This is a genomic window from Novosphingobium sp. SG919, assembly GCF_012932495.1.
GTDB classification, from domain to species: Bacteria; Pseudomonadota; Alphaproteobacteria; order Sphingomonadales; family Sphingomonadaceae; genus Novosphingobium; species Novosphingobium rhizosphaerae.
In genome coordinates this window covers 189,722-213,343 of sequence record NZ_JABCNG010000001.1, presented here as the reverse complement: position 1 = coordinate 213,343, position 23,622 = coordinate 189,722, and the positions used below count along the sequence as shown (strand labels likewise).

The window sequence follows — 23,622 nt, the reverse complement described above, 5'->3', positions numbered from 1 at the left end:
ATGTCTCAGGACACGGAACAGCAGGTTGCCCTAGTTCGGGCTTTCAACCGGGTTTACACGCGAAGGCTCGGTCTGCTCCATGCGCACCTTCGCGATAGCGTCTTCACGCTTAGCGAGGCACGTATCCTCTATGAAATCGTCAATCGGGATTGTCCGACTGCTGCGGAAATTGCGCGGGCACTCGACCTAGATCGCGGACAAATGAGTAGGACGCTTAAGCGGCTCGGGGATCAAGGCGTCGTCGAAACCAGGGACGACCCCTCCCATGGGCGCCATCAACTCCTTTCGCTCACCGCATCTGGAAGAGCGGCCTACGCAGCGCTCGAAGCGTCAACCCAGGAGGCAGTTCGTTCGTTGCTGAATTCCCTGCCGCTCATTCAGCGCCAGCAATTTCTGGACGCGGCGGCCACAATCAGCCGCGTGTTCGACGTGAACGCTCAACCTGAGGTTACCTTTCGCTCGCTGAAAGCCGGCGACTTGGGTCTCATCGTTCACCGTCAGGCGGTGCTTTATCGGGACGATTACGGCTATAATGAAAGCTATGAAGGGCTAATCGCGCAGATCGTTGCTGATTTCCGTCAGGCATTCGATCCCGCCCGGGATGATGCATGGGTGGCGGAAATGCATGGCCAGATGGTCGGTTCGATCTTCCTCGTGCATACCGACGACCCCCAGGTGGCCAAGTTGCGCCTGCTCTATGTCGAGCCAGATGCGCGAGGTTTGGGGATCGGAAAATCGCTGGTCGAGACCTGCATCGCGCGTGCACGGGCGCTCGGATATGGACGTCTAGATTTGTGGACCGACAATGTGCTCGCGGCGGCACGCCGGGTCTACCAGCGCGCGGGCTTCAAGCTTGTGGATGAGGCACCGGCGCCATTTTTTGGCACAGAATCGATGAGTCAGACTTGGTCGCTCATGCTTGGGGACGAAATACCAACATCTGCTGCGCAAAAGCGGTAACGCAAGTTGATGCAACGTATGTAGGCCGACGAGGCATGAGCCAACGCCCGCCACGCAAGGAGTGGCCTGGCAAGTTGGTCCGGCCCCAGCCCGTTCGGCTATCCGGTATCTCTCCCACACGTGGGAGAGTATCTACAGGTCCTTAGCGGCGATTGCTGGCGAACCGGATTGCCGGCGCGGCGCCGGGTTGGCCGCTGGCGGGGTTGGCCAGCACGATGCACACGCCGCCCTTGGACTTGACCGAGCCGCACAGCGAGCGAGCCGGACTGGCGCTGGCAAAGCCAGCCGCCTGGGTGCGCCAGAACTGCTTGCCGTTGACCGTGGCCGCCGTAATGACCGGGCGATAGCCCTTGAGCGCCGGGTTCACCGCCAGATAGTGGCGCCATGCGCGGTGCGCGCCTTCCTGGGTGGAAAAGGCGCCAAGCTGCACGAGGTGCGTGCCCACCGGCACGGCATCGGCGCGCGGCACGAAGGTGGCGGCGCGCGCCTGGGCAGCCTTGGCCACCAGCGCGGGGGCGCGATCGGCCTGGGAAACGCGGGCCAGCTTGCGCGCAGCAAGCGGGGCAGAGGCCGGGATCGCACCGGGACGCGGCGCCAGGGCCCAAGCAGGGGTGGCAGCGCCAATGGCAGCGGGCGCTGCCGCAGAAGGCGGCATGTCGATCGTGGCCAACTTTTCCACCGTGGGGGCGGCGCTGGCATCGGCCACTTGCGGCTGGGCCGCGCCATTGTCGATCGCGGGCAGTTCCTGCGCGGCGAACTGGGCCAGCACCGGTGCCTGGCCAGCCTGGGCCGTGGCGGCCTGGGCGGCCTGCTCGGCCGGCTGGCCCGTGGCGGGGGCGGGGAAATTGGCGAGGGCAAGCGCAGTGGGCTGGCCTTCGTCTTCGATTCCGCCCGGCACGCCCAGCACGCCGGCCACGCGCAACCGGGTGTTGCCCGGATCGTTCAACTGCGCCCACTGCGCCATGCGCGCCGGCAATTGATCGGCCGGCACATCCTGCGCCGCCATTTCGCGCGCTTCGCGCCAATGGCCGGCCATCGCCAGAGCATAGGCCAGGTTCTGCCGCAGCTTGGGCGAAGCATCGGCGCTGCGCACCGCGCCGCTCAGCACCTCGACCGCCTGGTCCGCCCGGCCGGCCAGCGCCAGCGCCAGGCCATAATCGGCCACGGGGATCTGCTGGCGATGGGCGTTCAGCGTGTCGAGCGCGACGTCGCCATGCCCCAGAGCAATGTCGGTCAAAGCCAGGCTGAGCGCCACCTTGCCATCATCCTGGCCCAGTTCCATCGCATCGTCATAGGCCTGACGGGCCGAGGCGAAGCGGCCGGCGCGCATATAGGCGCTGCCCAGCAGCACGCGATAACCGGGGTTGCGCGGATCGGCGAGCACGGCCTGTTCGGCCAGGGCCACGGCCTTGACCGCTTCCCCACCGGTCAGCGCGGATTGCGCCCGGGCGGCGGTTTGCCCCGGATGGGAAGCACCCTGGGCACAACCGGCCAGGAGGCCGGCGGCCAGCGCCGTGGTGGCAAGCGAGCGGATCATGCGATGGGCAGTCATGGGCGTTTCCCGACAAGTCATCAGCGCGGCTGCCGCGAGTGCGCGGCAGTAGAGCGCGAAGGGAGCGAAAGTTCGGTTGGAATTGCGGCTTCAGGCAGTTGGGCCAGCACATCGTCCAAGCCCGGCGTGGCATCGACCAGGCGATCCAGCGCCTCGATCAACAGGGATTGGGCGCTGCGCCGCTCTGCCGTGCAGCAGGCGCGCAGCAAGGCATGGCGGCGCGGATCGAGGCGCAGGGTAAAGGCGACCTTCTTGCCCGGAAGTTGTTCCACATCCATCGCTGCGCGGCGATTGGCGGCCACCTTGCGGCCCATCACGGCGGAAAGCTGCGCGATCTGGCGCAACACTTCAGGGCGACTGTCTTCCTCGCCAGCCTCTTCCAGGGCGACGACATCTGCCAGCGGCAGGGCTTGCGCCACACAAGGCGCGTCGAAAGGCGCGTCGAGCGGCGCCGGATCGTCCGGCGCCGCTTCCACCCCCGCCCAATCGAGCGAGACATGGCTGCGCATCGCCGGGCGCGCGGCGCCCTTGCGCGCCAGCAGCGAACCGGTAAGCGAGGCAAAAGGCTTGGTTTCTGGCGTGGTCATGGCAGGCTCCCTCTCGCTCACGAGCCGATCACGCGGCGGCCGAAGCTGCCGACCGGGCGCGGCGCGGCGCCGCCCAGGGCGCGCACCGGGGCCATGCCCGCCTGGCCCGGCTGCGGCACGGCAAACACCGTGCGGCGAAAGTTCTTTTCCAGGCGTTCGGAGATATAGCTCCACAGCTGGGCGATCTCGGCCGCAGACCGGCCGGTGGGATCAACTTCCATGACCGTGCGCCCGTCAATCATCGAGGCGGCAAAATCGGTGCGATGGTGCAGCGTGATCGGCGCCACCGTGCCATGCTGCGACAGGGCGACGATCGCTTCGGCGGTGATCCGCGCCTTGGGCGTGGCGCCATTGACGGCAAAGATCAGCGGCTTGCCCGCCCGCTCGCACAGATCGACCGTGGCCCCCACGGCGCGCAAGTCATGCGGTGAAGGGCGCGTGGGCACCACGATGAGCTCGGCCAGCGCGATGACCGACTGGATCGCCATGGTGATGGCCGGCGGCGTATCGATCACCGCCAACTTGAAGCCCTGCTGGCGCAGAACCTGAAGATCCTGGGCCAGGCGGCCCACGGTGGTCTGGGCAAAGGCGGGGAAATCGGCCTCGCGCTCGTTCCACCAATCGGCCAGCGAACCTTGCGGATCGATGTCGATCAGCACCACGGGCCCGGCTCCGGCGCGCTGCGCCTGCACGGCAAGGTGGCCAGACAAGGTGGTCTTGCCCGATCCCCCTTTTTGCGAAGCCAAGGCCAGTACGCGCAATGTGTCCCCCTGAAACTGCCGTGCGGTCAGGCATCAGGGATTCGCAGATTGCGCTGAAATTTTGGTTAACACCCCCGCTTTTGCAGGCCCTGCACCCGGCACGGCACAAAGTTGCCACAGCATCAGCGCAATCGTGTTCCGAAATAGAACGAAAGACCCGCCAAGTTCACGCCGGCGATGACGATGCAGGAAAACTTGTTTACCATTTTTCACGCAAGACATCTGAGGGGAAACCCGCAAATGGACCGCCTGGGCAAGAGATTCGCATTCGTCATGACTCATTCGCGCATCAAGACCGGTTCCTTTCGCACCGTGGCGGCCCTGGCTGTGGCGGCCTCGCTGTTGCCCACCGCGGCCTGGGCCGATGTGCGCGATGGGGTGAACGCCTGGTCGCGCGGCGATTATGCCGCCGCCGTCAGGCAGTGGCAGGGGCCGGCGGCCAAGGGTGACGCCGACGCGCAGTTCAACATGGGCCAGGCGGCCAAGCTGGGGCGCGGCATGCCCAAGGACATGGCCAGGGCCGAAGACTGGTTTCACAAGGCCGCGCGCCAGGGTCACGCCCGCGCTGCCGACAACTATGGCATCCTGCTGTTCCAGACCGGGCGGCAAAGCGAAGCGCTGCCCTGGCTCAACGCCTCGGCCGACCGGGGCGAACCGCGCGCGATGTATGTGCTGGGCGTGGCCGCGTTCAACGGCGATTTCCAGCCGAAGGACTGGGTGCGCGCCTATGCGCTGATGACGCGGGCGGCCGCCGTAGGCCTGCCCCAGGCGATCGACAGCCTCAAGACCATGAACCAGGTGATCCCGCTGGAACAGCGCCAGATGGGCGCCTCTCTTGCCAGCGACCTGGAATCGCGCACCAGCGAGCAGCGCTCGCGCGAATTGGCGGCCGCCGAATTGGGCGTGAGTGTGCCCGCGACAGACAGCCCGTCCGTCCCCGCCCCCGCCCCTGCCGCTGCGCCCGTTGCCGTGGCGAGCGCCACGCCGCCCACGGCGCCCACGCCGCGGCCCGGCCCCACGCCTTTGACGCGGGTGGACTTGCCGGCATCGCAGCCGGGAACGCCGGCAGACGGCAATGGCCCGATCATGGCGGGAGCCAGCTATGCCAATCCGGTGGAAGTGCCGCGCGCAACACCCGCGCCGCGCCCGGCCCCGCCCACGCCACCCGCGCCAAAGCTGGCACCGGCCAAGCCTGCGTCTGCCCCGCGTCCTGCGGTGGAAAAGACCCCGCGCCCGGCGACGGGCGCCTGGCGCATCCAGTTGGGTGCCTTTGCGCAAAAGAGCAATGCCGACAGCCTGTGGGCGCGCGTGCGCGGCCGGCCGGAAATGGCCGGGCACCCGCGTATCGATCTGGCGCAGGGCGCGGTCACCCGCGTGCTGGCTGGCGGCTTTGCCAGCCAGGCAGAGGCTTCGCGCGCCTGTGCCGCGCTCAAGGGCGCCGGCGTGGATTGCATCACCCTGAAACCCTGACGGTTTTGGCTTTTCCGCCAGCCGCGCCCGGTGCATGGCGGCGGGGATGACCACGCCCGATCCTGTCTCCCCGGCGCCCTCCCCGCCTGCACGCATCGCCGCGCTGGATTTCCTGCGCGGCTTTGCCGTGCTGGGCATCCTGGCGATCAACATCACCGGGTTCTGGGGGCCGCAGCTGGCCAGCCTGAGCCCGGCCCTGCCCCGGCCCGATGGCGCCGGGCTGGGCTGGTTCGTGGTCAGCTTCATGCTGTTCGATGGCAAGATGCGCGGCCTGTTCACGCTGCTGTTCGGGGCCAGCATGGTGCTGTTTGCGCAAAGCGTGGAGCGGCGCGGCCTTTCAAGCGATGTCATGCAAGTGCGCCGCCTGCTGTGGCTGATGTTGTTCGGCTACCTGCATTATGCGCTGCTGTGGTGGGGCGATATCCTGTTCGCCTATGCGCTGTGCGGCCTTCTGGCGCTGGCGCTGCGCCGGCTCGATCCCCGCGCGCTGCTGGCGATTGCCCTGCCGGTCTTCGTGCTGGCCCATGCCTTAGATGCCCTGGCCGCGCTGCCCGCGATTGCGGGTGAGCAGCGCGTGCTGGCCGGCCTGGGCACGCCTGCCGATCGCGCCGCCATGGCCGATATCGCCACGCGCGTGGCGCAATCGCTGGCCGCCGACGCCCAAGTGCTGCACGCCGGCTGGGGCCAGGCGGTGGCGCTGCGGGTGATCGGCACGCCCACGTTCCCGATCACCGCCGCGCTCAACACGTTCAGCGAAACCTTCCCGCTAATGCTGATCGGCATGGCCCTGTTCAAAAGCGGTTTCTTCACCGCGCGCTGGCCCCGCCGGGCCATGGCGGCCGTTGCGCTGGGCGGCACGGCTCTGGGCGGCGCGGCCACCGCCGCGTTGCTGCTATGGGCCGATCATGCCGGCTGGCCGCCGCAGCTGACCTTTGCCGTCACCACCGACATGGCCGCCCTGCCGCGCCTGGCCATGGCGCTGGGCTATGCCGCGGCGCTTCTTTTGGCCTGGCCGGCGCTGGCCGACCGCGCGCCGGGCCGCGCCATGGCCGCCGCCGGTCGCTGTGCCTTTACCAATTACCTGGGCACCAGCCTGGTGATGAGCGCGCTGTTTTGCGGCTGGGGCGCCGGGCTGGGCTGGGGGAATGCCCATGAAGTGCAGCGCGGCAGCTTGCCGCTGTTCGTGGGGCTGGGCTGGGCGCTGATGCTGGCCTGGCCACAGGCGTGGCTGGCGCGCTTTGGCCAGGGACCATTGGAAGCCCTGTGGCGCCGGCTGACTTTTGCCGGCGTTACACGCTCTGCGGATGGCGCGGGGTAAGGATCAGCACGCCTTCTTCCACCCGCCAGCCTTTCAGGCGGTTGAGAAAATTCATGCCCAGCACGTTGAGGCCGCCGGTGGTCTCGCTCACGATCACGTCCATGTCGCGCGCCACGATGGAGCCGAACTTCAGGGTTTCGACGCGCGCGGTCTGTGCTTCCACGTCTCCGTTGGCCGTGTGCATCACCACCGGCAGGCGCAGCGGATCAGGCGCAATGCCGGCCTCGCTCGCGCCTTCGGCGCAGAGCGTGGTGATCGTGGCCCCGGTATCGACCATGAAGCGGGTGCGCGTGCCGTTCACGTTCGCCTCGATCCAGTAATGCCCGTCGGCCGCCAGCGGCACGCGCACTTCCCCGCCGGAAACCTGCGCTTCGGGCATGCCGATGCTCGGCATGAAGTGCGCGAACGAGGGATCGAGATGGACGAAGCGCAGGCACGCCACCGCCAGCACCGCTACCAGCACCAGGTTGCCGCAAAACCGCATCAGCCGCGCCAGCACGCCGTGGCCCAATCCGGCCAGGGTGACCAGCACCATGGCCACCAGGGCCGCAGCCAGCAGGGGCGGCGGGCTGGTGAGCCAGGGCGGGAGCGCGCCGAGCAGGGGGGCCGGATCGATCATCGCCGTGCTTGTGGCATAGCCAACCTTGCCCCAAGCTGAAACACGCCGCCCGTCCGCATGATCCTCCGCATCACCGATGGGGAGGTGTCAGGCGCGACCCAGGCCCCTCCACCACCGCTTTGCGGCGGTTCCCCTCCCCGCAGAGAGGGGTGGATCTTGCAGTGCAACCATTTCGCAACCACGGTGATTAACGATACCGCCATGCTGTGTCCCTAGCCGAGACAGCGTGGCCGCGTGCCTTGGCCGAGACGCGCGCAACGGCTATCGTTTACGCATGAAAGGATCGTCAGGCATGGCGGGAAAGCTGGCGCAGTGGCGCAAGGCGCTATGGCCCACACGCAAAGGCAGGCCGCAATGGCAGCGCCTGGCGGTACTGGCCGTGGGCGTCAGCGCCACAGGGCTGGCCATGTTGCTGGCCTTTCACGTGGGACAGGACCTGGCGCGCGCGCTTGCCGGCGATGACGACGCACAGGCCACCCAGCCCGCGGCACTGCTGGCCCAGGCCCAACCTGCGCCAACGCCGGCTGCCGCCCCGGCGCCCGCACAGACAGCCGCCGTCGATACACCCTTCGTGGTCAAGTCCGTGCTCAAGATCGACGGCCCCATCCGCTTTGGCCAATTCTATTGGGACGAAAGCCAGGGCGAGCCCGGCCCGGTGGTGATCACGGTGGACCTGACGGCGCGCGTGCTTTCTGTATTTCGCAACGGGCACGAGATCGGCGCCACCGCCATTCTCAAGGGCTATGGCGACAAGCCCACCCCGCTGGGCGTGTTTCCGATCACCCAGAAAGATGCCACCCACGTCTCCAACCTCTATGACGCGCCGATGCCCTACATGCTGCGGCTGACCAACGATGGCGTCTCGATCCACGGGTCCAAGGTGGAAAAAGGCTATGCCACCAATGGCTGCGTCGGCGTGCCCAACGAATTCGCCAAGCGGCTGTTCAAGGTGGCCAGCCTGGGCGACAAGGTGATCATCACTGATGGCAAGCGGCTGGGCGTGGGCGGTTCGATCAACCCGGGGGGCTGACTCGCGCGGCGTTTCCTCCCCGGCACGAGGAGGATCACAACACATCAAACCCGCTGCCCAGGCCGCTACGCAGCTTGTCGAGCGCCTGGGCTTTCAACTGGTGGACGCGCGGCACCGAAACTTCCAGCACTTGCGCGATTTCCGCCAGGTTGAGTTCCTCCACGAAATAGAGCTGGATCACCAGTTGCAGCCGTTCGGGCAGGGCAGCGATCGCGGTGGCCACGATCTGGCGGCTTTCGGCATCGGCGAGTTGGGCAAAGGCATCGGGCCGGTCGTCGGCAAAGGCAGCGTCGCTGTCGGAATAGGCATCGTCGATCGCCTCGATCCGCACCGGTTCGCTCGCCGCGCGCAGTTCGGCCAGTTCCGTGTCTGACAGGCCCAGGGCACGCGCCAGTTCCGGTTCGGTGGGCATGCGGCCCAGTTCCATGGTCAGCTGGTTGGTCTTTTCCCGCAAGGTGCGGCGCCGATCCGACGAGGTGCGCGACAGCGGCATCGTGCGCCGCAACAGGTCCACCATCGCGCCGCGCACGCGCAGCTTGGCATAGGCGGCAAAGCCATCCTCGGTGGGGCCCGAATGCTTTTGCGCGCATTCGGTCAGCGCCACCAGGCCGGCCTGGACCAGATCATCGACATCCACCCCCGCATGGCCAGAGCCGTGAACGTGCCAGGCCAGGCGTCGCACCATCGGCAGGAAACGGCGGATGCGGTCGGCGGTGTCGTCACGATAGGCACGCGAGGCGGCAAAGCTGCGGTGATCGTGTTTCATGAAAGCTCGTTTTCTTTTTTGAAGAAGGGGGCAGGTGCAGGGATCAGGCCGCCATCGCTGGCTCTGGCGGCGGCAATTGCGGCGGGCCGGTGGGCGTCTCCTCGCCGATCACGGCCACCACCTCGATCGGCTGGGTGGGCGGCAATTCCGCGATCGACAGCACCAGGCAGGCAGGGGCGCGCTGGCGCATCAGCGCGGCGAGCGCCCGCCGCGCGCGCGGCTGCACGATCAGCGCGGGCGAAATCGCGCCTGGCCCGCGCTGCGCGATGATCAGGTTGACGCGCTCGCCGATAGTGCGCGCAAGATCTGGCTCGATCACCGGCTGGCCGGTGACGGGATCGTGCATCCCGCCCACGATCATGCCTTCCAGCTGCGCCGAAAGCGTCAGCACCGGCAGCCGCTCGGCCGGGCCGCACACCCGCGCCACGATCAGCCCGCCCAGTTCGGCGCGCAGCAGGTCCACCAGCTTTTCGTGCTCGGTGGTTTGCAGCACCGCCTGGCTCAACGCCGAGAGGATCGGCAGCGGGTGCGCGATGGTCACCCCGTCTTCCAGCAAGGCGTGGAGCAGGCGGGTGAGGGCTGCCAGCGACAGCGGCTGGGGATGCAGCGTTTCCACCAGGCCCGGCGCGCGCTCGCGCACGGCCTCCAGGATCGCGCGCACTTCGTCCGGTCCCAGCAGCAGTTGCGGCCGTTCGCTCAGCAACTGGTTGAGATGCGTGGCGATCACCGTACTGGCGTCCACCGTCAAAAAGCCTTCGGCGATGGCCTGGTCGCGCAAGTGGTTCTCGATCCACAGCGCCGGGCAGCCAAAGCTGGGGTCGCGCGTCGCCTCGCCCATCAGGCCGTGATCGGTGCGTGCCTCGCCCGCGTCGATCGCCAGCACGCGATCGGCCCGCACGGTCGCCCCGCCCAGCGGCACCCCGCCCAGCATGATGCGATAATCGTTGGGGCCAAGATCCAGGCTGTCGCGCACGCGGAACTGCGGCACGACAAAGCCGAACGCCTGGCTCAACTGCTTGCGCACCCCGGTGATCCGAGTGACCAGCGGCGAACCGCGCCGCTCGTCCACCAGGTGCACCAGGCCGTAGCCCAGCTCGATGGTGACAAGCGTATGGTCGCTCACTTCCTCCAGCGTGATGCGCGCAGGGTCGCTCGGCGGCGCTTCGGGTTCGAGCACCGGCTCGGGGCGGCGTGCGCGCTGGCGCAGGGCCCACCACAGCCAGCCCGCGCCCGCCGCAGCGGGCAGGAACACGGTTTGCGGCATGGCGGGAATGGCGCCGATCGCGCCCAGGATCACCGCCACGGGCAGCCAGGTCGAGGGGTTGGCAAACTGGTGGCCGATCTGGCCGGCCAGGTCGCGCGTGTCCGAAACGCGGGTGACGATCACCGCCGCCGCGATCGACAGCAGCAAGGAGGGCACTTGCGCCACCAGCGCGTCGCCCACCGCCAGGGTGACATAGCGTTGCGCCGCTTCGCCCGCGCTCAAGCCATGGGTGATCATGCCCAGGCAAAAGCCGGCCAGGATATTGACGCCCAGGATCAGCAGCGCGGCGATCGCGTCGCCCTTCACGAACTTGCTGGCGCCGTCCATCGCACCATAGAAATCCGCTTCGGTCGAAACCTCGCGGCGGCGGGACTTGGCCTCGTCGGCGCTCATCAGGCCGGCTGCCAGATCGGCATCGATCGCCATCTGCTTGCCCGGCAAGGCATCCAGGGTGAAGCGGGCGGACACTTCCGAAACGCGGCCCGCACCCTTGGTCACGACCACCAGGTTGATGATCATCAGGATCATGAACACGAACAGGCCGACGGCGAAATTGCCGCCCACCAGGAACGCGCCGAACGCCTCGATCACGTGGCCGGCCGCCGCTTCGCCCTCGTGCCCGCGCACCAGCACGATGCGGGTGGACGCCACGTTGAGCGCCAGGCGCAACAGCGTGGCAAACAGCAGGACGGACGGGAAAGAACTGAAATCCAGCGGCTTTTCTGCGTTCATCGCCGCCATCAGAATCGCCACTGACAAGGCGATGTTGAGCACGAAGAACATGTCGAGCAGCATCGAGGGAAGCGGCACGATCATCAGCACGATGAGCATGAGGATGCCGGCCGGAAGGGCCATGGCACCGGGCGAGCCAAATCGCTTGAACATGATGGGTTAGAGCCCCATCGCCTTGAGCCGGCCATAGGCGCGGGCCACGTGGCCGCTGCCCGGCGTGCCGCTGCTCGCCAGGGCAAACGTGTCGCGCAGGGTATCGGCCATCGACGTGTGGCCCCCATTGCCGGCCGCGCCACCGCTGGCCTGGCCTGCGGCAGCCGCGGCCTGCTGGAATTCCTGCGCCACCGGGCCGCCGGTATAGCTTTGCCGCCCCGCGCCCAGATCGGGTGCGCCCGAAGGCAGGTTGGCCCAGGGGCCATCCAGCCCGGACAGATCGCCATAGGGCATGGTGGCCAGCGGCCATTGCCCCGATAGCGGCGTTCCAGGCAATGCCGGCAGGCCGCCCGCGTCACTGCCGGCCGCCTCCAACCGGCTGCGCAGCAGGGCCATCACCGCGCCCAGCGAACGCGCCGCGCCGCTACGGTCATAGAAAATCGTGCGATTGGCTGCGGCCGCCTTGGGCAGCAGCGCAGCGGCACTGGCCTCGGGATTGCCGGCAAGGCCGGCAAGGAACCGGGACGCGCCATCCGCACCCAGGAAATGCGCGAGATAAAGCTCGGCATTGTCGGGATCACGGCCCAGCGTGGTAGCCAGGGCCGCCCGGTTGTCGTTGGCCAAGTCACCGGCCATCAGCGCGGAAAGCTGCGGATCGTGGCGCAGCGCCAGCAATTGGCGGCGCAGCGCCGGATTGCCGGCGGCATCGTCCACCGCATCGCCAGCCCAATCCAGGCCATGATCGGCGCCGTGGCGAGCCAGGGTTTTGAGCCAGGTCTGCCCGGTGAACTGGTAGAGGCCAGCAGCGCTCGACGTGCGGGCGCGAGCACGGGGATCGAGCCCGGATTCCAGCCGCGCCTGGGCCAGCAGATAGCCGAAGTCCACGCCCGTGGCATTGGCCGCATTGGCAATGGCGGCATGCACCGGGCTGGCGGTTGCCGCGCTGGCCGCGATCGTGCCGATTGCCGGATCGGCAAGGCTCGCGGCAGAAGTTTGCACTGAACTCAACGCCCGTATCCTTGTGCTGGCGGCAGCACGCCTTGGTTGGCGTGCCGCGACAAGGATGGTTCAGCAAAGGTTGTGCCAGTTTCGCATTCTTGGGACGGATTCCCTTATTCTCAACGATTTGCCGCGCAAAAAAGCGCCGCGTGCCGGCCCTGAAAGGGCAACGGCACGCGGCGCCGGAGAGGATTTGCCGGTTTGCCGGCACAGCCCTTGGCCGCGCCGGCAAACCGATGATTTAGCGCACCCGGGCGGTGCGGGCGTGATGGGCCCGCACTTCGCCAGCGCGGGCGCGATAGATCGCAGGAGCGCCGGTCAACGCTTCGAGCCGGGCGGCCACATTGGCAGCAATCAGGTTGCGCACGCGGCGGTTCGCTTCATTGAGGCGACGCGCGGCATCCACCATGCCGCGGCATTCCTCGTCGATCGCATCGGTGGCCACCGCTTCCAGACGGCTGCACAGGGCCGCCTTGTCCACCGCGCACCCCATGATCGCATCCATATCCAGGCCGGCCAGGGCCAGGCGTTCGTCATTCAGCACAGCAATCATCTGGCCCAGGGCCTGGCGCAGATCGTTGGGATGGCAAATCGGTGCGTCAACGGTCATTGGGGGGTCCTCAGCAGCATGCCGGCGGCAATCATGGCATCGGCGATCTGGGCGGGGATCACCGGATAGTGGCCTTCCTCGATCGCCTTGCGGATCTGGGCAACGCGATCGCTACTCACCGGCACATCGCCGGCGCGAGTGGCGCCGCTGGTGGCGACGGTGGCAGATGCGGCGCTGGCGATCGCGGCCGGCGCAGACGGCGCGGCAGTGGCCGCGGCGCTTGGGCTGGCGGGCGCTTCGGCAACGGCCTGGGGCGCCGCTGTATCGGCAGTGGCGATCTTGACCTGGACCGCACCAACCGGCCGCGACGGTCCGATTTCGATGTTGGACATGGTCGAGCTCCTCGGGGGTTATGCCGGGAAGAACGGCGCCGGTCCTGAGAGTTTAAGGCCATGCGGCGGAATTTTGCCGGATGCGCTGGGGATGCCTGATCCCATGCGCCGGGCGGGCTTCAATCCACCGGCACTTCCACCAGGCCGGGGCGCACCACGCGTCCGCGCAGGGCATCGCTGCGTCCGGCTTTGGCAGGATCGGTGCGCACGCGGATCCAGCCGCCCAAGGGGCCGGCATCCATAGCTTCGCCGCCCTGCTCCACCGAAAAGCCATCGCCAACCATGGCGATCGTCACCGCGTCGCCGCGCTGCACCACGGGCGGTGCGGGGGTGGCGGCCGCCTCGGCCCGCGCCGCGGCCACGGGCACGAACAGGCGCCAACCGCCCGCATCGGGGCAGCGCACCAAGACGCTGTCGTGCGCAGCGGCCCGCCAACCCAGCGCCAGCGGCGCCGTGCACGCCACCAGGCGCAAGCGGCGGTCGACTGGCTGGGCCGCGCCACCGGGCACGCCGATGGCGCGGCCGGTAAACTGGGCCACGGCTTGGTCGATCGCGGCCATATCGGCAAAGCGGGTGGCCGGTGCGCGCGCCACCTGGGCCTGCGCCAGGGCGGAAACGGCAAGCGAGACGGCAAGACTGGCGGCAAGAACGGGCCGGAACGGGGCAGCGGGCATGGAGCTTTTCCTGAAACGAGGCGGATTGCCCGGATTTCAGCAAAAGCCATGCCATTTCCTGCCTCACAGGCTTTCCTCGTCATAGCCCAGCGCCACGCTGGCGCCCGGCTGTGCGCCCGGTTCTACCACCACGCGGGCACTGCCGGCACGCGGGCCAGCGGTGCGGGCAAGGCGCGCGGCCTGCTCCAGCGCCGTCTCGCGCGCGGATTGCGGGTTGGCTGACCGGGCGCCATAGCGCACCACGATCGACAGGCGCAGGCGCGGATCGGCGGCCTGGTCGGCCAGCCACTGCGCCAGCGGCGGTGCGCCGGGGCCATCGCGCCAAACCCCCACCGGCTCTGCCTGCTGCGAGGGCGCCACGGGATGCGGCGGGGGTGGCGGGGGCGCGCGCAAGGGCGCGGCCTGGGCCTTGACCGCCGCTGGCGCCGGCCCTTCCGCCACGGAGAGGGCCGAAGCGCAGATCATGAACAGGATCAGCGCCAGATCGGCCAGGATGGTCTGCCATCCCGTCTGCCCGGGCCGCGCAATCATGCCACTTCGCGCGGATCGTGGGGGGGTGACCCGATCGGCCGCGTGCCCTCGGCCAAGGGGGGTGCGGTCACGGGATAAGGCGCGTGGGTGCCGTGTGGCGCCTGGGGTGTGCTGCGATGCCGATCGGGGCAAGCCGGGCCGACCTGGCGCGTCAGCCAGGCCATGACCTCGGCACGCGCCTCTTCCTCGGCCTGAGAGGCGCGCTCCACCGCGCGGCCTAGCGGCCCCATGACGATATGCGCCAGCAGCAGGCCATACAGCGTGGTCAGCACCGACATGGCAATGGCGCCGATGAAATTGCCGTGGGCCAGGCTCTCTACCTTGAGCTGGCTGAGCGCCACAAGCGTTCCGGCAAGGCCGAATACGGGCGAGAGATCCGCCGCCTGGGCCAGGGTGCGCGCCGCCGCCGTGGCGCGACGCAGGCGCGTGCGACGCCAGGCTTCGTGCTGTTCGATCAAGCCATCGAGCGACCGGGTGCGCAGCAAGGCCGTGGTGGCGGAATCGAATTCGCGATCGGCCAGCCGGCGCGGATTGGCGCGGATCACACCGTCCTGGCGGATCAGCGCCACTTCATGCGCCAGTTCGGCGCGCATGGCATCGGCATCGAAGCCGGGGCGCAGCAAAGCCAGCACGGCACGCAGCGCGGTCATGCTGTCGCGCCAGCCGCAACGCAGCACGGTGCCCACCAGCGTGCCGCCAACGACGATCACGGCCGATTGGCCATCGAACAGGTGGGTCGGATCCATCGGCGCCTTGTCTTTCGTGAAACTCGGGTTTTTCGCGAAACCTTTGGCGGCAAGGACGGCAGGGACCGCCACGCTTTCAGGGCGGGCGGCAGCGCCTGCCGTCGATCGGCAAGCGCGATCGGCAAGGGCTTGCCGCGCCAACGCCGGCCGGCCGCCCCGGAACGCCGCGTTTGCGGGTTTTGCGGCAATTGGCACGCCCCTTGCTGAACCATCGGCATCGTTTGTTTGCCCAAGGAAAGCGAGAGCACGACCGATGAGCGAGAGTGCATCAACCGATGGCCTGTTCGGCATCCACGGCGCCGCGCTGGAACTGCGCGCCACGCGCCTGGGCCTGCTGGCCTCCAACATCGCCAACGCCGCCACCCCCGGGTACAAGGCGCGCGACATCGATTTCGGCGCCGCGCTCAAGGCACGCCTTGCCGGCGCCAGCCAGGGCCAGGCTGAAGCGGGCGCCACGCTCTATCGCGTGCCGGTGATGCCCAGCCTCGATGGCAACACGGTAGAACTGGCCACGGAACAGACCGCCTTTGCCGAAAACGCGGTGGGCTATTCGGCCACGCTGGAATTCATCAAGGGCCGCGTGGGCGAAGTGACCCGCGCGCTCAAGGGTGATTGACCATGGCGGGCAACGGCAATTCCCCCCTCACCCTGTTCGGCGTGACCGGCCGCGCCATGTCGGCCCAGCTGGTGCGGATGAACGCAGCGGCTTCGAACCTGGCCAATGCCGGCAACGTCGCCAGCAGCGACGCGGCGGCCTATCGCCCGCTGCGCCCCGTTTTTGCCGAAGAGCTCGATCGCCGTACCGGCCTTTCCACGGTCAAGGTCCAGGGCGTCTACCGCACCGACACCACCGCCGTGCGCACCCACGATCCCGACAATCCACTGGCAGACGCCAACGGCGATGTCTGGACCGCCCCGGTCGATGAGAACGCCGAGATGGTCGAGATGATGGAAGCCAGCCGCCAATACCAGAACGTGGTGGAGGCGATGCAGACCGCCAAGCAGCTGATGCTCGATACGATGAGGATGAAGTGACATGACCACCGTAACATCAACCAGCGCAACCACCGGTTCCTCCAGCACGGCCAAGACCGGTTGGGCCAGCCTTGGCGCCACCGATTTTCTCAAGATGCTGACCGCGCAGCTGCAGAACCAGGACCCCACCTCGCCGGTGGACAACACCCAGATGGTGGCGCAGCTCGCGCAGTTTTCCTCGCTGTCGAACTCGACGGAGATGAACAACACGCTCACCGACATTTCCGACAAGCTCGATCAGCTCAATTCCGCCAACGCTTCGAACAGCCAGATCGCCGCGACGCTGCAGACGATTTCGCAGCAACTCGCCGCGATCAGCGCCGCGCAGACGGCGGCATCTACCTCCGGCACGGCAGCCACCACGGCAACCGCCTGACCCTCCCTCCCCCAACCGACAGGAAAACCAGCCCATGTCGTTCTACACGTCGCTCAACGGCATCAAGAATGCGCAGACCGATCTCAACGTGGTCAGCAACAACATCGCCAACTCGGAAACCAACGGCTTCAAGAAAAGCACCGTCAGCTTTGCCGACGTGGTCGCCGGCACGGCCTTTACCAACCCGCGCCTGATCGAAGGGATCGGTGCCAAGGTCGAGGCGATCACCCAGAACTTCAAGCAGGGCGCGCTCGATTCCACCGGCTCTTCGCTGGACCTGGCAGTCAGCGGCGATGGGTTCTTTACCGTGGTTTCGCCCTCCACCGGCCAGACGATGTATACCCGCAATGGCGCGTTCCAGATGGATTCGGGCGGCTATGTCACCGATGCCCAGGGCAATCGCGTGCAGATGTTTCCCACCGACTCCACCGGCGCCGTGACCAGCACGACGATGACCGACGCTCTGGTGCCTACAACCAATGCTGCCGGCTCGGAATTTGCCGGATTCACGGTTTCGGAAAACGGCAATGTCGCGGCCAGCTATGCCGATGGCTCGAACACCATCATCGGCAAGATCGGCCTCGCCACGTTCCTCAACGCGCAAGGGCTGCGCCAGCAGGGTTCGGCCAATTGGACCGCCACCAACCTGTCCGGCCTCGCCAACTATGGCGAGCCCACCAACGGCCAGTACGGCAAGTTGATGTCGGGCTATCTCGAACGCTCCAACGTGGAAGTGTCGGACGAACTCGTCGGCCTGATCGTGGCGCAGCGCGCCTACCAGGCCAATGCCAAGGCGATCGACACAGCCACCCAGGCCACCCAGGCCATTCTCAACCTGCGCAGCTAAGGGGGGTAACCGGCCATGGACCGGCTGATCTACACCGCCTATTCCGGCATGGCCGGGTCGATGGTGCGCCAGCGCGTGATCGCCAGCAACATGGCCAACGCGCAGACCATCGGCTTCCGCCAGGAAATGCTCAGCGCCACGCCGATCACGCTCAAGGGCCAAGCGCTCGAAGCGCGCGCGATGACGCAAGGCTATGTGCAGGGGTCCAGCAGCAAGCAAGGTGCCACGATCGCCACCAGCAACCCGCTCGACGTGGCGCTCAGCGGCGACACCATGCTGGCGGTGCAGGCCGAAGACGGCAGCGAGGCCTATACCCGGCGCGGCGATCTGACGATCACCGCCGATGGCGTGCTGCAAAACGGCGATGGGCGGCCGGTGATCGGCGATGGGGGGCCGATCACCGTGCCCACCGGCACGATCGTGACCATCGCGCCCGATGGCAGCGTGATGGCCGCCGACCCGCAGAACCCCTCCACCCCGCCCCAGGTCGTTGCCCGCATCAAGCTGGTTTCGACGGCGGGCAGCCAGGTGGGCAAGGGGCTGGACGGGCTGTTCCACGTGACCGGCGCCAACAACACCATGGGCACCCTGCCGCAAGACGAGGAAGCGCGCCTCACCCCCGGCGCGCTGGAGCAATCCAACGTCGATCCCACCCAGGTGATCGTGGAAATGGTCGAAGCCCAGCGCCTGTTCGAAATGCGCACCAAAGTGGCCTCCACCGCGCGCGAGGTGGACGAGAAATCCGCCAGCCTGATGCGCCTGAACACCTGAAAAATCCAATCGGAGAGATCCTGCCATGCCCAGTTCCGCCCTGCACGTCGCCCGCACCGGCCTGGAAGCCCAGGACACGCGGATGCGCGTGATCGCCAACAACCTGGCCAACGTCAGCACCACCGGCTTCAAGCGCGATCGCGCCAATTTCGCCACGCTCGCCTATCAGGACACGCGCGTGGCCGGGCAGCAATCGTCCAACGAAACCGCCTATGCCACGGGGCTCAACCTGGGCACCGGGGTTTCGCTTCAGGGCACCGCGCGGATGGAAAACCAGGGCCAGTTGCAAAGCACGGGCAATGCGCTCGACCTCGCGCTCGATGGCGACGGGTTTTTCCAGGTGACGCTGCCCGGTGGCCAGTTGGCCTATACCCGCGCGGGCAATTTCAGCCGGTCATCGGAAGGCACGCTCGTCACTTCGCAAGGCTATGCCCTGCAGCCGGCGGTCACCGTGCCCGAAGGCGCCAGCGCCATCACCGTGGCGCAGGACGGCACCGTGACGGCCACGCTGCCCGGCGCCACCGAGGCGACCACGCTGGGCCAGATCACCATTGCCAGCTTTGCCAATCCGCAGGGCCTCAAGGCCATTGGCGACAACTTCCTGGTGGAAACCGGCGCCAGCGGCGCGGCCCAGGTGGGCAATGCGGGCGATGCCGGGCGCGGCCATATCCAGCAGGGCTATCTCGAAGCGTCCAACGTCAACGTCGTGGAAGAGCTGGTCGACATGATCGAGTGCCAGCGCGCCTACGAGATCAATTCCAAGATGATCTCGGCCATCGACGACATGCTCAAGAACGCCAACCAGACGCTGTAAGGCGGGAAAGCGCTGATCTGTATGGATTCCCCTTTCGACGCCCTGTTCGACAAGGCCCTGCGCACCGAACGGCTGCGCGGACTTTCCCGCACCGGTCTGGCGCCCCGCCCCGGTCTGGGCCTCAAACTGCTGGCCGTTCTGGCCGTACCGGCGCTGATCACCGCCGCCATGCTGGTGGCGGCCCAGCCGGCCAAGGCGCGCAATCGCCCGGGCGCGGGCTTTGACCCGACCTTGCCGGCCGCCGGCACGCCCAAGCCTGCCGATGGCAGCATTCTCAACCTGGCCAATGGCTATGCCGGCCTGGTGGAAGGCGCGCGTGCCCATGCCGTGGGAGACAGCTTGGTCATCGTGCTGGCCGAACAGCTCACCACGTCGAAATCGGCGGCCAGCAAGACGGCCAAGTCGTCCTCGTTCACGTTTACCCCGCCCAACAAGGGGCCGCTGTCGATCCTGTCGCAGAACGGCATCAACAATTCGGGCGCCAGCGCCTTTTCCGGCACCGGCAATGCCTCGCAGACCAGCACGCTGGGCGGCGAGGTTTCGGTGACGATCGCGCAATTGCGCCCCAACGGCACCGCGCTGGTCAAAGGCGAAAAGCGGCTGACGTTGAGCCAGGGCCAGGAATGGGTGCAGGTTTCGGGGATCGTGCGCCTGGCCGATATCGACACCACAAACCGCATCCAGTCGGGCCAGGTGGCCGATGCGCGCATCACTTATGCCGGCAACGGCGATGTCAGCCGCGCCGCGCGCCAGGGTTGGCTCACCAAGTTCTTCAACCTTGTCAGCCCGTTCTAGGCCTTCATCATGATCATGGAATTTCCCTTTGCGGCCGATCTGGCGGCTGCCGCGCTCGCCGGCCTTGCCGTGCGGCCGCTGTTGCGCCGCCGCATCCTTCGCCCCGGCCCGATGCTGCTGGTGCTGGCGGCCGCCATGGCCACCCTGCCGGTGCTGGCCCAGGCCGCCCATGCCGAGCGCGTGCGCGATCTGGGCGAATTCCAGGGCGTGCGCTCGAACCAGCTCACCGGCTATGGCATCGTCGTGGGCCTGGCCGGCACGGGGGACGACAACCTGGAATACCTGACGCAGGCCATGCGCGGGGTGTCCGGGCGGCTGGGCGTGCAATTGCCGGCCGGCGTGGCGCCTGGGCTCAAGAACGCCGCGGCGGTGATGGTCACGGCCGATCTGCCGGCCTTTTCCAAGCCGGGCCAGCGCATCGACGTGACGGTTTCCACCATCGGGAAGGCCAAGTCGCTGCGCGGCGGCGCGCTGGTGCTGGCCCCACTTTATGGTGCCGACGGGCAGATCTATGCCATGGCCCAGGGCAACCTGGCCGTGGGTGGCCTCGGCATCACGGCCAAGGATGGCTCGCAACTGACCGTCAACGTGCCCACCGTCGGCCGCATCGCCGAAGGCGCCACGGTGGAACGTGCAGTCGATACCGGGTTCGATAGCGCCGACGTGCTGCGCTGGAACCTGTTCGACGCCGATTTCCTCAACGCTGCACGCGTGCGCGATGCGATCAACACCAAGTTTCCCAAGACCGCGAGCGTGGAGGATGGGGTAACCCTGGCCCTGCGCCTGCCCAGCGGCGCCGATGCCCGCGCCAGCGCGATGGCCGCGATCGAGGCGATCGAAGTGAACCCGGCCGAAGCCGCCGCCAAGGTGATCGTCAACAGCCGCACCGGCACGGTGGTGATCAATAGCGCGGTGCGCCTGTCGCCCGCCGCGATCAGCCACGGCAAGCTGGTGGTGAAGATCGACGAGAAGCCGCGCGTGTCGCAACCCGGCCCGTTCTCCAACGGGCAGACCGCCGTGGTGCCCAACAGCCAGATCAGCGTGACCGAGGAAGGCAACCACGTGGCCCTGTTCAAGCCCGGCGCCTCGCTCTCTTCGCTGGTCAATGCCCTTAATAAATTGGGCGTTTCGCCGTCCGACCTGGTGGCGATCCTTGAAGCGCTCAAGCAAGCCGGCGCCCTCAAGGCCGAAATGGTGGTGATCTGATGACTGCGCAATCGCTCAATTCCGCTGCCGTATCGGGCACTTCGGCCGCATCGGCGCCGATCGACCGCGCCGCGCTGCGCAAGGCCGCACAGGGGTTCGAAGCCATGTTCCTGCGCCAGATGCTCAGCACTGCGCGCAATACCGACCTGGGTGGAGACGATCTGTTCGGCAAGAAACAGGACGATACCTTTACCCAGATGCGCGATGAACGCTTTGCCGAAATCGCCGCGCAAGCCGGTACCCTGGGCCTGGCTGCCCGGCTGGAAAGCCAGCTCGCGCAGGCAGCCGGCCAGAGCGCCGCTGCCACGGGCCCCGGCGCCAATAGTGGCACCAGCACTGGCAAGGGAGCCTGATCGCCATGGCATCCGATCTTCTTTCCATCGCCCGCAGCGCCACCCGCGCCGCGCGCATCCAGCTGGATGTGACGGCCCAGAACATCGCGAACGCGGGCACCGAGGGCTATGTCCGGCGCAGCGTTTCCACCGAAGAGGTGATGACGCCCGGCTATGTCGCCAACAATCGCGACGTGTCGCTTTCGGGCGTGCGCGTCACCGGGGTGCAGCGCAATGCCGATTCCTTTCGCCAGGCCGAAGTGCGCCGCACCAGCGCCGATACCGCGCGGGTCGATACCGAAGTCACCGGCCTTGAAGACGTGCAGGCCGCGCTGGAGGACCCGGGCATCTATTCGGCCATCACCGGCTTTGAAACCGCACTGACCCAGTTGGCGCAAAGTCCCACCGATACGCCGCTGCGCGCCTCGGTGATCGCGGCGGCGCAGACCATGACCAACAGTTTCAACATCGCCTCGAACCAGCTCGATGCCGTGGCTACGGGCCAGCAGACCGGCGCGGCCGATGGCGTCACCCAGGTCAACACGCTGTCGGCCGAACTGGCCAAGGTCAATGGCCGGCTATCGCGCATGGCCGATGCCACCAGCGATCGCACCGGGCTGATGGACCAGCGCGACATGCTGTTGCAGAAGCTGTCGGGCTATGCCGATATCGCCACCAGCTTTGCCAGCGACGGCACGGTAGGGGTGACGCTGGGCGGCACCTCGGGCGCGCCGCTGGTGACCGGCAACACCGCGCAGACCCTGGCCATGACCACGGCCAGCGACGGGACGATCAGCTTCACCGTGGCAGCCGGCGCGGTGACGCTGTCGGCCGGCTCGCTCGCCGGGCAGCAGCAGGTCTTGCTGCGCGTGGCCGATGTGCACAGCCAGCTCGACGATCTGGCCCAGACCGTGATCGACACGGTCAACACCGCGCAGGGCAATGGCGCCGCGCTGAACGGCAGTGCCGGCGCCGCGCTGCTTTCGGGCACCGGCGCGGCAGACATGGCGCTGACGACCACCGATGGCAGCGCCATCGCCACCGCTGCCGCGGGCGCCACGGCCAACAGCCGCGACACCACCAACCTGACCGCCTTGCGCAACGCGCTGACCAGCGCCGATCCGGCCGGCACGATGGACAACCTGCTGTATCAGACCTCGGGCACGGTCCAGGCGCGCACCACCACGCGCGATGCGCTCAAGACCATCTCCGATGCTGCCAAGACCGCGCTTTCGGCCCAGGCCGGCGTCGATCTCGATACCGAAGCGATCAACCTGACCCGGTTCCAGCAAGCGTTCCAGGCCTCTGGCCGGGTCATGCAGGTTGCCAGCAACCTGTTCGACACCATCCTCGCAATCAAGTAGGCCCATCATGTCCACCAGCGTCTCGACCACGACTTCCGCCTTTTACGAGCGGTCTTCGCTCGACCTGACCAGCCTGCGTGCCCAGATGGAGCAGGTGCAGACCCAGATATCGAGCGGCAACCGCCTGGCGGCTTCGTCCGACGATCCGCTGACCGCCTCGCGCCTGCGCAACCTGCAGCGCCAGGACGCCATCTCCAAGGTCGATGCCGGATCGGCAAACCGCGCCACGGCCGATCTGAACCTCACGGATTCGGCGATGACCGAGATGATCAACTCGTTGCAGCGCGCACGCCAGCTGGCCAACCAGGCCGCCACCGGCACGCTGTCCAACGCCCAGCGCACCAGCATCGGCAACGAACTGGTTGAACTGCGCAACAACCTGGTTTCGCTGGCCAACACGCGCGACAGCGCGGGCAATGCGCTGTTCGGCGGCGATGCTTCTGGCGATGCCTATAGCGTGGACGCCACCACCGGGGTGGTCAGCTATGTCGGCAGCGGCAGCGCGGGCAGCCTGGAACTGGGCGATGGGCAAAGCGTCAAGCGCAGCCTGACCGGGCCGGAATTCCTCAATTTCAGCACCGGCACCACCAGCACCGACGTGTTTGCCGCGCTCAAGGCCATCACCGACGCGATCAGCGCCGGTGGCAGTGGCGCGCAAAGCGCGGCAAGCACCGCGCTTACCACGCTCGACGATGCGATCACCTCGGTATCCACCGGGCAGACCGTGGTGGGTGCGCGCCTGTCGTGGATCGACCTCAACACCGAGCGGCAGACCACGATGAGCGAGGCGCGCAGCCAGGACCAGAGCACGCTCGGCGCCACCGATATTCCCACCGCCTATACCCGGCTGCAGGAGCTGGCCACCGTGCTCCAGGCCAGCCAGGCCAGCTTCACCAAGATATCCGGCCTGTCGCTGTTCAACATGATGTCCTGAAAGCCGGCGCGCTTGCGCCGTTCTGCAATGCAGCACGGCGCAAG

28 protein-coding genes are annotated in these 23,622 nt (G+C 67.6%); 15 read left to right on the top strand and 13 right to left on the bottom strand.

Features of this window, described 5'->3' with window-relative positions; all coding sequences use genetic code 11:
* Nucleotides 1-960 (top strand): helix-turn-helix domain-containing GNAT family N-acetyltransferase, encoded by a 960-nt coding sequence (locus tag FHT19_RS01005; protein WP_169473411.1) that lies wholly within the window; start codon nucleotides 1-3, stop codon nucleotides 958-960.
* Between the two features lie 142 nt (nucleotides 961-1,102).
* Here the strand turns inward: FHT19_RS01005 and FHT19_RS01000 are convergent, their stop codons facing one another.
* The 4 genes from FHT19_RS01000 to FHT19_RS00985 are packed head-to-tail and all read right to left on the bottom strand — an operon-like array spanning nucleotide 1,103 to nucleotide 4,082.
* The gene (locus FHT19_RS01000) at nucleotides 1,103-2,512 is read right to left on the bottom strand and encodes an SPOR domain-containing protein (RefSeq protein ID WP_169473409.1); all 1,410 of its coding nucleotides are present in this window, start codon (nucleotides 2,510-2,512) and stop codon (nucleotides 1,103-1,105) included.
* Between the two features lie 20 nt (nucleotides 2,513-2,532).
* A complete protein-coding gene (locus tag FHT19_RS00995) occupies nucleotides 2,533-3,099 on the bottom strand; it encodes a hypothetical protein (RefSeq protein WP_169473407.1) in 567 nt (188 codons plus the stop codon).
* 17 nt (nucleotides 3,100-3,116) lie between these two features.
* On the bottom strand, nucleotides 3,117-3,860 hold the full coding sequence (locus tag FHT19_RS00990; RefSeq protein WP_168553935.1) for a ParA family protein: 744 nt from the start codon (nucleotides 3,858-3,860) through the stop codon (nucleotides 3,117-3,119).
* 33 nt (nucleotides 3,861-3,893) lie between these two features.
* On the bottom strand, nucleotides 3,894-4,082 hold the full coding sequence (locus FHT19_RS00985; RefSeq protein ID WP_169473405.1) for a hypothetical protein: 189 nt from the start codon (nucleotides 4,080-4,082) through the stop codon (nucleotides 3,894-3,896).
* A 51-nt stretch (nucleotides 4,083-4,133) separates the two neighbouring features.
* On the opposite strand from FHT19_RS00985, the gene FHT19_RS00980 reads away from it, so the two are divergent.
* Together FHT19_RS00980 and FHT19_RS00975 are read left to right on the top strand one after the other, a co-directional pair.
* Nucleotides 4,134-5,330 (top strand): SPOR domain-containing protein, encoded by a 1,197-nt coding sequence (locus tag FHT19_RS00980; protein WP_169473403.1) that lies wholly within the window; start codon nucleotides 4,134-4,136, stop codon nucleotides 5,328-5,330.
* A 46-nt stretch (nucleotides 5,331-5,376) separates the two neighbouring features.
* Nucleotides 5,377-6,648 carry a DUF418 domain-containing protein gene (locus FHT19_RS00975; RefSeq protein ID WP_169473401.1) on the top strand — a complete coding sequence of 424 codons (1,272 nt, stop codon included), beginning with the start codon at nucleotides 5,377-5,379 and terminating at the stop codon, nucleotides 6,646-6,648.
* On the opposite strand, the gene FHT19_RS00970 is transcribed toward FHT19_RS00975, so the two are convergent.
* Entirely contained in the window at nucleotides 6,620-7,267 is a 648-nt protein-coding gene (locus FHT19_RS00970) for a TIGR02281 family clan AA aspartic protease (protein ID WP_168553932.1), read from the bottom strand. The two genes, FHT19_RS00975 and FHT19_RS00970, sit on opposite strands and share 29 nt — an antisense overlap.
* A gap of 406 nt (nucleotides 7,268-7,673) precedes the next feature.
* On the opposite strand from FHT19_RS00970, the gene FHT19_RS00965 reads away from it, so the two are divergent.
* Complete coding sequence (locus tag FHT19_RS00965; RefSeq protein ID WP_211184880.1) at nucleotides 7,674-8,297, top strand: L,D-transpeptidase family protein; 624 nt, start codon at nucleotides 7,674-7,676, stop codon at nucleotides 8,295-8,297.
* 34 nt (nucleotides 8,298-8,331) lie between these two features.
* Here FHT19_RS00965 and FHT19_RS00960 read toward each other — a convergent pair whose 3' ends face one another.
* The 8 genes from FHT19_RS00960 to FHT19_RS00925 form a co-directional block, all read right to left on the bottom strand.
* Nucleotides 8,332-9,063 carry a sigma-70 family RNA polymerase sigma factor gene (locus FHT19_RS00960; protein WP_169473397.1) on the bottom strand — a complete coding sequence of 244 codons (732 nt, stop codon included), beginning with the start codon at nucleotides 9,061-9,063 and terminating at the stop codon, nucleotides 8,332-8,334.
* Between the two features lie 43 nt (nucleotides 9,064-9,106).
* Nucleotides 9,107-11,212: a flagellar biosynthesis protein FlhA gene (locus FHT19_RS00955; RefSeq protein WP_168553929.1), complete on the bottom strand. Its 2,106-nt coding sequence runs from the start codon at nucleotides 11,210-11,212 to the stop codon at nucleotides 9,107-9,109.
* A 6-nt stretch (nucleotides 11,213-11,218) separates the two neighbouring features.
* Nucleotides 11,219-12,211 carry a lytic transglycosylase domain-containing protein gene (locus FHT19_RS00950; protein ID WP_248290373.1) on the bottom strand — a complete coding sequence of 331 codons (993 nt, stop codon included), beginning with the start codon at nucleotides 12,209-12,211 and terminating at the stop codon, nucleotides 11,219-11,221.
* A 241-nt stretch (nucleotides 12,212-12,452) separates the two neighbouring features.
* A complete protein-coding gene (locus FHT19_RS00945; protein WP_169473395.1) occupies nucleotides 12,453-12,821 on the bottom strand; it encodes a flagellar protein FlgN in 369 nt (122 codons plus the stop codon).
* Nucleotides 12,818-13,153, bottom strand: a complete 336-nt coding sequence (locus FHT19_RS00940; RefSeq protein ID WP_169473394.1) for a flagellar biosynthesis anti-sigma factor FlgM — start codon at nucleotides 13,151-13,153, stop codon at nucleotides 12,818-12,820. The genes FHT19_RS00945 and FHT19_RS00940 overlap by 4 nt, the downstream gene beginning before the upstream one ends.
* A gap of 119 nt (nucleotides 13,154-13,272) precedes the next feature.
* Nucleotides 13,273-13,827 carry a flagella basal body P-ring formation protein FlgA gene (locus FHT19_RS00935; protein WP_169473392.1) on the bottom strand — a complete coding sequence of 185 codons (555 nt, stop codon included), beginning with the start codon at nucleotides 13,825-13,827 and terminating at the stop codon, nucleotides 13,273-13,275.
* A gap of 63 nt (nucleotides 13,828-13,890) precedes the next feature.
* Nucleotides 13,891-14,358 carry a hypothetical protein gene (locus FHT19_RS00930; RefSeq protein WP_169473389.1) on the bottom strand — a complete coding sequence of 156 codons (468 nt, stop codon included), beginning with the start codon at nucleotides 14,356-14,358 and terminating at the stop codon, nucleotides 13,891-13,893.
* A complete protein-coding gene (locus FHT19_RS00925) occupies nucleotides 14,355-15,104 on the bottom strand; it encodes a MotA/TolQ/ExbB proton channel family protein (protein ID WP_169473387.1) in 750 nt (249 codons plus the stop codon). Before FHT19_RS00925 ends, FHT19_RS00930 begins: the two co-directional genes overlap by 4 nt.
* Before the next feature lie 253 nt (nucleotides 15,105-15,357).
* Here FHT19_RS00925 and flgB point away from each other — a divergent pair, with 253 nt between their 5' ends.
* The 11 genes from flgB to FHT19_RS00870 all read left to right on the top strand — a co-directional run bounded on the left by flgB (nucleotide 15,358) and on the right by FHT19_RS00870 (nucleotide 23,578).
* Nucleotides 15,358-15,720 carry a flagellar basal body rod protein FlgB gene (gene flgB, locus FHT19_RS00920; protein WP_168553923.1) on the top strand — a complete coding sequence of 121 codons (363 nt, stop codon included), beginning with the start codon at nucleotides 15,358-15,360 and terminating at the stop codon, nucleotides 15,718-15,720.
* 2 nt (nucleotides 15,721-15,722) lie between these two features.
* Nucleotides 15,723-16,139, top strand: coding sequence for a flagellar basal body rod protein FlgC (gene flgC / locus FHT19_RS00915; protein WP_168553922.1), 417 nt, complete (start codon nucleotides 15,723-15,725; stop codon nucleotides 16,137-16,139).
* A gap of 1 nt (nucleotide 16,140) precedes the next feature.
* Nucleotides 16,141-16,515, top strand: coding sequence for a flagellar hook capping FlgD N-terminal domain-containing protein (locus FHT19_RS00910; RefSeq protein ID WP_169473385.1), 375 nt, complete (start codon nucleotides 16,141-16,143; stop codon nucleotides 16,513-16,515).
* A gap of 34 nt (nucleotides 16,516-16,549) precedes the next feature.
* A complete protein-coding gene (locus FHT19_RS00905; RefSeq protein ID WP_168553920.1) occupies nucleotides 16,550-17,362 on the top strand; it encodes a flagellar hook basal-body protein in 813 nt (270 codons plus the stop codon).
* 15 nt (nucleotides 17,363-17,377) lie between these two features.
* A complete protein-coding gene (gene flgF / locus FHT19_RS00900) occupies nucleotides 17,378-18,133 on the top strand; it encodes a flagellar basal body rod protein FlgF (protein ID WP_169473383.1) in 756 nt (251 codons plus the stop codon).
* Nucleotides 18,134-18,158: 25 nt separating this feature from the next.
* Nucleotides 18,159-18,947, top strand: coding sequence for a flagellar basal-body rod protein FlgG (gene flgG / locus FHT19_RS00895; RefSeq protein ID WP_168553918.1), 789 nt, complete (start codon nucleotides 18,159-18,161; stop codon nucleotides 18,945-18,947).
* 21 nt (nucleotides 18,948-18,968) lie between these two features.
* A complete protein-coding gene (locus tag FHT19_RS00890) occupies nucleotides 18,969-19,742 on the top strand; it encodes a flagellar basal body L-ring protein FlgH (protein WP_168553917.1) in 774 nt (257 codons plus the stop codon).
* A 111-nt stretch (nucleotides 19,743-19,853) separates the two neighbouring features.
* Nucleotides 19,854-20,948 carry a flagellar basal body P-ring protein FlgI gene (locus FHT19_RS00885; protein ID WP_179506704.1) on the top strand — a complete coding sequence of 365 codons (1,095 nt, stop codon included), beginning with the start codon at nucleotides 19,854-19,856 and terminating at the stop codon, nucleotides 20,946-20,948.
* Nucleotides 20,948-21,301: a rod-binding protein gene (locus FHT19_RS00880; protein WP_169473381.1), complete on the top strand. Its 354-nt coding sequence runs from the start codon at nucleotides 20,948-20,950 to the stop codon at nucleotides 21,299-21,301. Before FHT19_RS00885 ends, FHT19_RS00880 begins: the two co-directional genes overlap by 1 nt.
* Before the next feature lie 5 nt (nucleotides 21,302-21,306).
* Complete coding sequence (gene flgK, locus FHT19_RS00875) at nucleotides 21,307-22,644, top strand: flagellar hook-associated protein FlgK (protein WP_169473379.1); 1,338 nt, start codon at nucleotides 21,307-21,309, stop codon at nucleotides 22,642-22,644.
* Between the two features lie 7 nt (nucleotides 22,645-22,651).
* Entirely contained in the window at nucleotides 22,652-23,578 is a 927-nt protein-coding gene (locus tag FHT19_RS00870; RefSeq protein ID WP_169473377.1) for a flagellin, read from the top strand.
* Nucleotides 23,579-23,622 lie beyond the last annotated feature (44 nt).